The sequence below is a fragment of the Bradyrhizobium hipponense genome (genome assembly GCF_008123965.1).
Lineage (GTDB): Bacteria > Pseudomonadota > Alphaproteobacteria > Rhizobiales > Xanthobacteraceae > Bradyrhizobium > Bradyrhizobium hipponense.
In genome coordinates, this window is the sequence record NZ_VSTH01000069.1 from 20,694 (window position 1) to 30,551 (window position 9,858).

Genomic DNA, 9,858 nt, shown 5'->3' on the forward strand with positions numbered 1-9,858 from the left:
CTAGCCTTGATTCCTGCGCCTAGATCGGCCATTCTTGCGCCTAGATTCTACGCGCAGGAAAGGCCGCTTTGGCGAACCAGATCCCAGAAGAAGCACTGGCCGCGATTGAGGATGCCGTGCGGCGCGACCCCAACGGCGTGTCGGCGCCGGAGATTCTGCGCGCCCTGGCGACTCCCGTCCCGCCGCGCACTCTCCAATATCGCCTCAAACACCTCGTCACCCGAAATCGCATCATCATGGACGGCGAAGGGCGGTGGGCACGATACCGGATGCCCGATGCGGCCATCGACGCGGCAGCGCGGGAAGATGCCAACGAACCTGTCATTCCGCTCTCTGAAGCGGGTACATCGATTCGCGACTATGTCCGTCAGGCGCCGGAGGCCCGCAAGCCAGTCGGCTACGATCGAAAATTCCTCGACCGCTATCGACCGAACGCTTCCTTCTACTTGACCGAGCAGGACCGCGCGCATCTAGCGGCCATTGGCCGCCCGCAGATCGCGGAACAGCCTGCGGGCACCTACGCGAAACAGATCCTCAGCAGGCTGCTGATCGATCTCGCCTGGAATTCGAGCCGTCTGGAAGGCAACACGTACTCGCTCCTCGACACCAAACGCCTCATCGAGCTGGGCGAAGAGGCCGTTGGCCGCGCGCATCTCGAGGCGCAGATGATCCTGAACCACAAGGACGCGATCGAATTCCTGGTCGGCGCCGCTGACGAAATCGGCTTCAACCGCTACACCTTCCTCAATCTCCACGCGCTCCTCGCCAACAACCTCCTCGCCGATTCCACCGCGGCCGGCAGGCTGCGCTACATCGCCGTCGGCATCGAACGCTCCGCCTTCCATCCGCTGGAGGTGCCGCAGCTCATTGAGGAAAGCTTCGATCAGATCCTGGCCACCGCTGCCGCGATCAGCGACCCCTTCGAACAAGCGTTCTTCGTGATGGTGCAGCTTCCATATCTGCAGCCCTTCGACGACGTGAACAAGCGCGTGTCGCGCCTCGCCGCCAACATCCCGCTCATCAAGCGCAACTTAACGCCGCTGTCGTTCGCCGATGTTCCCCGGCAGACATATACGGAAGCCGTGCTCGGCGTTTACGAGCTGAACAAAATCGACCTTCTCAAGGACGTCTTCATCTGGGCCTATGAGCGCTCGGCCGCTCGCTATGCCGCCGTTCGCCAATCCCTCGGCGAACCCGATCCCTTCCGGCTTCGCTACCGCGAACAGTTTCGCGAGCTCATCGCCGAACTTGTCCGGGCGCGCGTAGGTCGGAAGGACGCTGCAGCAAGAATAGCGACTTGGTCAAAGAAAGAGATCGATCCCAGCGATCGAGCGCGTTTCGCCGAGATCGTCGAAGCCGAACTGATAGGCCTGCATGAGGGCAATTTCGCTCGCTATCGAATCCGTCCCTCGGAATTCGCAGCCTGGCGACAAGTCTGGGAGGCCAGATGACCGATACCGCACCGCCAGCCAAACTGCCGGCCGCAGCGATCTACGCTCTCACCATCGAGCGCTTTCGCGGCATCACCTCTCTCAAGTGGAAGCCATCGCGCGGCGTGAATGTCATTCTCGGCGGCGGCGACGTCGGCAAGACCACGATCCTCGAAGCCATCGCGCTTCTCCTTAGCCCCGTCAATCCAACGACGCTCTCCGATCCCGACTATCACGACCGGGATATCGAAGCCGGGTTCTCCATCGAGGCTGTTCTGTCCCTGCCGGCCGGCGCCGGAATGAGCGGTCAGATGAAACCCTCTTGGCCTTGGGAATGGACCGGCGAGGAAGCAGCCGTTCCTGCCCTGGAGCACGACGGCAAGCTCGCCGGTGAACCGGTCTACCGAGTTCGTGTGCGCGGCACCGAAGACCTCGAGCTGGCTTATGAGATCGTCCAGCCAGACGGTTCTACCGATAGCTTTCCCGTCGCGCTGCGACGCGCGATCGGCCTCGTCCGCCTGAGCGGCGATGATCGCAACGACCGCGATCTTAGGCTAGTCCAGGGTTCTGCACTGGATCGGCTACTCTCCGACAAAGGCCTACGCTCCCGCATGGCGAGCGAGTTGGCGAAAAACGACGTCAAGAACGAGCTGACCACCGAAGCACAGACTAAGCTCAAGAATCTCGATACCACGTTCCAGAGAGAAAGCCTGCCTGCCGGCCTCGATCTTGTGATCACTGGCGGGCAAGGTGCGTCGATCGCGTCAATGATCGGCCTCACCGCGGATCGCTCCGGCATCCAATTGCCCCTTGCAAGTTGGGGAGCCGGAACCCGCCGATTGTCAGCGCTCGCCATCGCCGAGCAGAACCAGGGCGATGCGCCGATCACGCTCGTCGACGAGGTGGAGCGCGGGCTCGAACCCTACCGGCAGCGGACGCTGATCGAGAAACTCCAAACCGGCTCGTCGCAGGTGTTTCTGACCACCCACAGCCCGGCCGCCATCTCGTCCGCGGCGACATCCTTGATCTGGTACGTGGATCATACCGGCCAAATCGGGCCGCTCGACGTTACCAAGATCGCGAAGCACCGCAAGACCGATCCGGAAGCCTTCCTCTCGCGCCTCGCCATCATAGCGGAAGGCGCGACCGAACTCGGATTTACCACGGCCATCCTTGAGCGCGCGTTCGACTCCGTGCTCGAACAACACGGCGTGCATGTGAGCGATGGTGGCGGACATGAGGCAACGCTCGGCATCCTTGAAGCCCTCGCGGCCGGCGGCCTGCAGTTCGGGGGCTTCGCCGACGACGAGGGCAAACATCCCACGCGCTGGGCCAAGCTTCACACGAAACTCGGCAAATTGCTCTTCCGTTGGCCGTCGCTCTGCATCGAAGAAAACATCATTGCCGTCGTCCCCGACGACAAGCTGCAAGCGTTCATCACCGACCCTATCGGCGAAAAAACCGGCATTCGCTTACGCACTCTGGCCGATCGCCTTGGCATCGCCGACAAGGATTTTGCGGCGCTCAAGGCGAAGGCAGGCGCCGATTTCAAAGCCCGCATAGTCGAGGCAGCCGTCGGCACTGTGCCCACCGGCAAGGAAAGCGATAAAAACGAGTACAAAGCGCATGCCGGCCGGTGGTTCAAATCGGTCGACGGCGGACGTGAACTCGCCGGCAAGCTCTTCAGCCTCGCGCTCTGGCCGGCGCTCAAACCGCAGCTCCTTCCGTTCTGCAACGCAGCTCGCACAGCCATCGGTCTCACAGAGATTGCGGATCTGGACGGATGAGCGACGCGTCGGTCCATACGGCGTTAAGATCCGACGCACCGCTGGTGCTGGTCGAAGCGCCGGCCGGCTGCGGCAAGACACACCAGGGCGCCGACTACGCCTGCGATGTCGCCGCTGATCGCTCCAACCGCCTTCTGATTTTGACGCATACACACGCGGCCTGCTCGGTGTTCGCCGAGCGCACCCGGGGCAGCGGCAGCCGCGTCGAGATCCGCACGATCGACAGCCTCATCGCGCATATCGCGACCGCTTATCATCTCGGCCTCGGACTTCCGGCAGACGTGCCGACCTGGGCCAGGCGGACGCCCGATGGCTATCGACATGTCGCACTTCGCGTTGCGGCATTACTCAAGCGGCACCCGATGATCGCCACGGCTCTGGCCAAACGCTACCCTGTCGTCATCTGCGATGAGCATCAGGATTGCAGCGGCGACCAGCATGCGCTCGGCATGGCCATGCTCGACCAAGGCGCCAGATTGCGAGTGTTCGCCGATCCAGTCCAACGCATCTTTAAGGAAGCGCCGCTGGCCGGCTCCAATCCGGCGCACGATTGGGCCACTCTCGCGAAACAGGCCCACGCGTTCGAGCAACTCGACACGCCGCATCGCTGGCGGAGCGGCTGCCCCGACCTTGGGCGCTGGACCCTCCTCGCCCGGACGGCGCTCAAAAACGGCGGGAAGATCGATCTCCGCAATAACATACCTGCGAGCGTGTCGGTGGTTGTTGCAGAGAACCAAGCCCGCAGGAACATGGAGTATCAGCTCGCTCCGACCGACCGGCGAGCCATCGACGCATTCACGCGATCCCATGCGTCGCTACTCGTCCTCACACGGTACAATGAGACGGCACGCTCATTGCGCGCCTTCTTCAACCGCCGGCTCCCGCTATGGGAAGGCCATACGCGTTCGGCCCTTGAGAAGCTGGTTGATGCAATTACTGCAGGCAACGCCGACTGCCCCAAGCTTGCCGCCGCTGTCGTCACGTTCATGAATGACATCGGCAAAGGCTTCAGCCCTTCGGCGTTCGGCGATCGGTTCGAAAAGGAAGTGCGCGAAGGCTGTACGACAAGGAGTCGAGGCAAGCCCGCCACGATTCAGGAGCTTGCCCGCTTCCTCTTGGCCGAGCCCGATCATCGGGGCGTCGCCAAGCTTCTCGCGCGCTTGGCGGAACTGAAACAGGGCGACGCCGATTTCGCCGATATCGAGATGGATCACAGCAGGGAGTTCTGGGAAGCGGTCAGGCTCGGCAACTTCGAGGATCTCGAAGCAGGCTTAGCCGAGATAACACACCGCCGCGCTTACGGACGGCCCAAGCCACCAGACGCTGCTATTAGCACCATCCATAAGGCCAAGGGCCTCGAATGCGGCAACGTCGTGGTGATGCCGTGTGACTCCACCACCTTTCCTGACCGCGAGGATGCCCGGTGTCTTCTCTATGTTGCTATCAGCAGAGCCAAAGAGCGATTGATGCTTGTGGTCTCGCGGGCCGATCCGAGCCCGCTTTTCCAGCTCTAACGGTTCTATCGGCAATCAGCCTTCTGGCAGCGTAATCGATACCGCAAGCGCCGCACCGATCGGACCAGACCGGCGTTCAAGAAATAGCGAACGCGGTCGTCCCGAGAGGCATCAAACTGCTGACCAACCTGACAAGTAAGAAGCAGGTCGGCCGCCCAGGTCTCCAGCGGCCAATCACTCGCCGCGCCGATGCGCTTCACCATCTCATAGGTCGGCGCTTCGCCCTCGTTTAGCTCCGCAAGGGCCTGGTGAACATGATCCGCGTCGAACACGCGGCAGCCGACGGCTGGCTGATCGATCCGAATACGCTCTCGCAAGGGATAGCTGATCGAAAACGGTACCTTATGTGGGTTATATAATAGGTAGTACACTGCCTTTCCAAAATCGCGATTCAATGTATCGATCGATTTCACCTGATCGCTACCTGAGTGGATGGCCCCATAGACGCAGCTTTCGCCGAACGAAAATTCACGATGGAGAGCTCCAATAGCTTGGGCGTTTTCCCGCCGGATGAACGCATTCATCCCATAGAGGAATCCGACCTCATCTTCATCGTCTACGTCGTTGTTGTCCGGATACAATCGCTTAGATTGAAGCAATCCAATCTTTTTAGCGATTAGCGTCTCGTGCCGATAGATAAACACGAGAACTGCGATATCCGCCGTCTCCCATCGACGTCCAAAAGGAAGGTCCCAATGCGGCCGGCCAATCCGCCGCAAGCCGCCGATGTTGTGCGTGTCCATGCGCACAATAGCTCCCGACGGCAGCAACGTTGGGGCAGTCTCGGGGATCAGCGCCTCGATTAGACCATCATCCAGCTAGGTCTCCCGCACGTTGGGTAGATTGACTAGCCGTTCGGATACATGCCGGTTAGCTTCGGAGAAAATAGTCCGGAACCACATCACCACATCTTCCGGGATTTGAGGCCAAGGGTTCATGGCTATCTCCAGTGCAACCGCAGCGCCTCTTCATGAATGTCCGGTCGAATACAGACTTTCAATCATCGACAGCCTTGTATCTTGGACCGACTGGTCGGCACTAGTAAATTGGAATACGCGGCCATGATGATTGGAAGTCAATGAGATGATTGTTGTGAGGCGGCGGCCGCCACTTCGAAGTGAGTTTGTCGGGGGAAGGCCTTCCCCCTGACCGACGCCAGGGTCGCCGGTACACCCCCATCAGCGGGGACACCCCGCAGCGCCCCGAGAGTGAGAGTGGAGCCGGGTTTCCGTGACGGGCTAAGGGCTGGAGGAGAGGCCTCCGGCGCCCGTCATGGAGATGACCCATGACCCAAGTCGAAGTTCTGAGCGATGGCCGCGACGACGTCGGCGGCTACAAGGTGGACGTAACCCGCGGCAACCGCGTCGGCCGCGTATCGTCGGAATGGTTCTCGCGGCCAGCGGATGAGCGTTATCTCTCGCTGTCAGACCTCTACGCCGCCGTGCACCGACGGACCGAGCGAAGCCGGACCCGAACAGTCGAGAGCGCTGCGATCCGGGTTGAGGCCAGCCGCGACGATGCCGAGCGCCTGGCGCTGACGCTGCCCGGCTCCGACGCGCCGATCGCTCCGACCCACTGGAGTTTCGGCCAACTCGCCGGCCTGGTCGGAGCGCCGGCGGCCTACCTCCGGCAGCTTCCAGCGCCGCTGGCCGGCATCAACCTGCAATACGGCTTGACCTCCCGTTCCGCCGAGCAGGTGAAGACGCTCGAGATCGAAGACGGTCGCGTCGAGCTTCGCGCCGTTACGGGCCCCGAATACGGGCGCATCTTTGACGACGAACTCGTCGCGGCCGTTCAGCGCATCGCCGGCAACGGCACGGGCGATACACGCTGGAAGGTCCCGGGCGTGCTCGACTGGTCGACCGGAGTCTATAACCCGCACGTCGACATCAGCCAGGATACGACGACGCTCTACGCTTCCGACCGCGACGTCTTCCTGTTCCTGGTCGACGACCTTAACCCGATCGAGGCCGGCCGGCTGCGTGATGGCTCGCCGGACCTCTACTTTCGCGGCTTTTATTGCTGGAATTCCGAGGTGGGAGCGAAGACGCTCGGCATGGCGAGCTTCTATCTCCGCGCCGTCTGCCAGAACCGCAATCTCTGGGGTGTGGAGGATTTCGAGGAGATCACCATCCGCCACTCCAAATACGCCGCCTCACGCTTTGCGCAGGAGGCGGCGCCGGCGCTCGCCAGCTTTGCCAACTCCTCGTCGAGGCCCTTCGTCAACGGCATTAGAGCCGCGCGAGAAACGATCGTCGCCCGCACCGACGACGACCGCGGCGAGTTCCTGCGCAAGCGCGGCTTCTCGAAGACCGAGACAGCGAAGATCATCGAAAGGGTGTTTTCCGAGGAAGGACGCAAGCCCGAAAGCGTGTTCGATTTCGTGCAAGGCATCACAGCGGTTGCGCGGGGCAAGATCCATCAGGACGCACGACTCGATCTAGAGGCGCGCGCGAAGAAGCTGCTCGACCGCGCAGCCTAATACCCGGAAAGCCGAAAGATGCGGAACGGCGTGTCTCCGGCTTCGTGCCTTTCCGTTTTTACTGATCGTCGGTTTGCGGCGCTGCCCTCAGAGGAAGAGGACGGCGCTGCGCTTCGTGACGGGTTGGAGACCCAGAGAGAGACTTTGGGTCGCCCGTCGCGGAGTATCACCCATGGCTACCGCCGTTCAGAAGATCACCCTGTCGTCCTCGCGCGACATTCCCTTCAACAAGCTGGTGCTCAGCCAGTCAAACGTCCGGCGTGTGAAGGCCGGCGTCTCCATCGAGGAGCTGGCCGAGGACATCGCCCGGCGTACCTTGCTCCAAAGCCTCAACGTCCGGCCGGTCCTCGACGCCGAAGGCGCCGAGACCGGAATGTTCGAGATTCCGGCAGGCGGCCGCCGCTATCGGGCGCTGGAGCTGCTGGTCAAGCAGAAGCGCCTGGCCAAGACCGCGCCGGTGCCTTGCGTCGTGCGCGATCCGGCGACCGGCATTCTCGGCGAGGACGACTCGCTGGCCGAGAATATCCAGCGCGCGCCGCTTTTAGGTTCTGTGTTCGAACTGTCCTGTTAGATTCGTTTGGCTGTCATCGTGATGGTTCATATCCGTGGGGCATTTCGAGGAGGGCACACAGACGTCCGAGTCAAGCGTTCCCGCAGCGTAGCGAGGACAACGCTTGACGCGGCGGCGACACCACAAACTAGCATTACAGTTGGTGCGCCGGGAGACCGGCAAGGAGTAGATGGTGCAAGTCCATTACGATGAAGGAATAGCGATCCACATCGGCCCCGAGCCGTGCGCAGGCATCCGCGAGGATATCTGCGAAGCGTCGGTAGGGGAGCATACAGGCCAGCCATTGAGCCGCGAAAGAATGTTTTCCCGGGCACCGACGCTGTCAACTGAGCGGAAGGCAACACGGACGGGTGCGCAATCGCAAGCATCCGTCTGGCCCGGCGTGGTCGCAGACCCCGGCATGTATGGAAGCTCCTTGTACGGGAACCGGGAGATCTCCGGGTCGGCCATGACCTCCTTGGAGGCGTATGGTCCGCAGCGGGAAGGCGAGGAGCCGTAGCCGCTGATGCACGACACGGAGAAGTCTGACTTCGGCATAGTAGCTGTGAAGCCGACGAACAAAGCCGGGCAACCGGTAGCGGAGTTGGCGGAGCCAAGGCCGGGGACCAAGGGGAACGCGGAACAGCAGCGCATGCACCGGACACAGGGCCGGGCTCGCATGTCCCAGTCGCTGGACCGCGTACGGAAGGCCGCAAGGCTGAGGAAGAAGGACCGGTTCACCGCGCTCTTCCACCATATCAATGTCGATGCACTTCGGACGGCGTTCTACGCGCTCAGGCGCAAGGCCGCTCCCGGGGTGGATGGCATGACGTGGCAGGACTACGAGGCAGATCTCGAGCCACGGCTAGAGGGTCTGCACCAACGGGTCCATCGGGGAGCGTACCGCCCACAACCGTCACGCCGGACGTACATACCGAAGGCGGATGGGAAGCGGCGGCCGCTGGCGATCGCAGCTCTGGAAGACAAGATCGTCCAAGGGGCTACCGTCATCGTGCTCAACGCCATCTACGAAGGCGACTTCTGCGGTTTCTCGTACGGGTTTCGACCCGGTCGGGGACCGCACGATGCGCTGGATGCGCTGTGCGTGGCGATCGACAAGCGGAAGGTGAACTGGATGATTGACGCCGACATCCAAAACTTTTTCGGGGACGTCAGCCAGGAACGGCTGGTGCGCTTCCTCGAACATAGGGTCGGCGACAAGCGCATCATCCGCCTGATCCAGAAATGGTTGAGGGCGGGCATCCTCGAAGACGGGGTCGTGACCGTCGATGACAGGGGAACGGGCCAAGGCTCGGTGATTTCACCGCTCCTCGGCAATATTTACCTGCATTACGTTCTGGACCTGTGGGCCAAGCGCTGGCGACAGCGCGGGGCCACTGGCGACACGGTCATCGTGCGCTATGCCGATGATGTGGTGGTCGGCTTCGAGCACGAGGGCGACGCTCGTCGTTTCCTCGATGCGATGCGTGCAAGGCTTGAGGAGTTCATGCTGTCGCTCCATCCGGACAAGACCCGCCTGATTGAGTTTGGTCGCTTCGCGGCGGTCAATCGCAAGCGGCGCGGGCTCGGCAAACCGGAGACCTTCGACTTTCTGGGGTTTACGTTCATCTGCGGAAAATCACGTCGCGGGAACTTCCTGCTTCAACGGAAGACGCGACGTGATCGCATGCGGACCAAGCTTCAGGAGATCAAGTTGGAGTTGCGGCGACGAATGCACAGCCCGATTCCCGAACAGGGAAGATGGTTGAGGCAGGTCGTGACCGGTCATTTTGGCTATTTTGCTGTCCCCACGAACGGCCGAGCGTTGAATGCGTTTCGGTTCTACATAACCGATCTCTGGAGGCGCACGCTTCGGCGACGCAGCCAGCGGAGCGGCCTAACATGGGATCGCACAACAAAGCTCACCGATCACTGGCTCCCCAAACCGCAGATCCTTCATCCTTGGCCACAATTGCGCTTCGCCGTCACGCACCCGAGGTAGGAGCCGAGTGCGGGAATTCCGCTCGCTCGGATCTGTGCGGGGGGCGCTCAGTAATGGGCGTCCCTACCGCGAACTTTTTTGATTTGAAGTGGG

6 protein-coding genes and 1 pseudogene are annotated in these 9,858 nt (G+C 61.7%); 6 read left to right on the forward strand and 1 reads right to left on the reverse strand.

Annotated features, from left to right (window positions below; genetic code table 11):
* The first annotated feature begins 68 nt into the window (after positions 1-68).
* Genes FXV83_RS21205 through FXV83_RS21215 form a run of 3 tightly spaced genes read left to right on the forward strand, consistent with a single transcriptional unit; the run spans position 69 to position 4,731 of the window.
* Positions 69-1,451, forward strand: a complete 1,383-nt coding sequence (locus FXV83_RS21205) for a Fic family protein (RefSeq protein ID WP_148741341.1) — start codon at positions 69-71, stop codon at positions 1,449-1,451.
* Complete coding sequence (locus tag FXV83_RS21210; RefSeq protein WP_148741342.1) at positions 1,448-3,217, forward strand: ATP-dependent nuclease; 1,770 nt, start codon at positions 1,448-1,450, stop codon at positions 3,215-3,217. The genes FXV83_RS21205 and FXV83_RS21210 overlap by 4 nt, the downstream gene beginning before the upstream one ends.
* On the forward strand, positions 3,214-4,731 hold the full coding sequence (locus tag FXV83_RS21215; protein WP_148741343.1) for an ATP-dependent helicase: 1,518 nt from the start codon (positions 3,214-3,216) through the stop codon (positions 4,729-4,731). Before FXV83_RS21210 ends, FXV83_RS21215 begins: the two co-directional genes overlap by 4 nt.
* A gap of 5 nt (positions 4,732-4,736) precedes the next feature.
* Here FXV83_RS21215 and FXV83_RS21220 read toward each other — a convergent pair whose 3' ends face one another.
* Positions 4,737-5,474, reverse strand: coding sequence for a hypothetical protein (locus FXV83_RS21220; RefSeq protein ID WP_148741344.1), 738 nt, complete (start codon positions 5,472-5,474; stop codon positions 4,737-4,739).
* Between the two features lie 542 nt (positions 5,475-6,016).
* On the opposite strand from FXV83_RS21220, the gene FXV83_RS21225 reads away from it, so the two are divergent.
* The 3 genes and pseudogenes from FXV83_RS21225 to ltrA all read left to right on the forward strand — a co-directional run bounded on the left by FXV83_RS21225 (position 6,017) and on the right by ltrA (position 9,765).
* Positions 6,017-7,213 (forward strand): DUF932 domain-containing protein, encoded by a 1,197-nt coding sequence (locus FXV83_RS21225; RefSeq protein WP_148741345.1) that lies wholly within the window; start codon positions 6,017-6,019, stop codon positions 7,211-7,213.
* A gap of 172 nt (positions 7,214-7,385) precedes the next feature.
* A pseudogene (locus tag FXV83_RS21230) lies at positions 7,386-7,754 on the forward strand (ParB/Srx family N-terminal domain-containing protein); the annotation flags it as partial.
* A gap of 535 nt (positions 7,755-8,289) precedes the next feature.
* Positions 8,290-9,765: a group II intron reverse transcriptase/maturase gene (gene ltrA / locus FXV83_RS21240; protein ID WP_148741348.1), complete on the forward strand. Its 1,476-nt coding sequence runs from the start codon at positions 8,290-8,292 to the stop codon at positions 9,763-9,765.
* Positions 9,766-9,858: the final 93 nt, after the last annotated feature.

Coding starts and splice junctions, on each gene's coding strand:
- FXV83_RS21210 (WP_148741342.1), top strand. CDS start 1,448: ATGACCGATACCGCACCGCCAGCCAAACTGCCGGCCGCAGCGATCTAC.
- FXV83_RS21215 (WP_148741343.1), top strand. CDS start 3,214: ATGAGCGACGCGTCGGTCCATACGGCGTTAAGATCCGACGCACCGCTG.
- FXV83_RS21220 (WP_148741344.1), bottom strand. CDS start 5,474: ATGGACACGCACAACATCGGCGGCTTGCGGCGGATTGGCCGGCCGCAT.
- FXV83_RS21225 (WP_148741345.1), top strand. CDS start 6,017: ATGACCCAAGTCGAAGTTCTGAGCGATGGCCGCGACGACGTCGGCGGC.
- ltrA (WP_148741348.1), top strand. CDS start 8,290: ATGCACGACACGGAGAAGTCTGACTTCGGCATAGTAGCTGTGAAGCCG.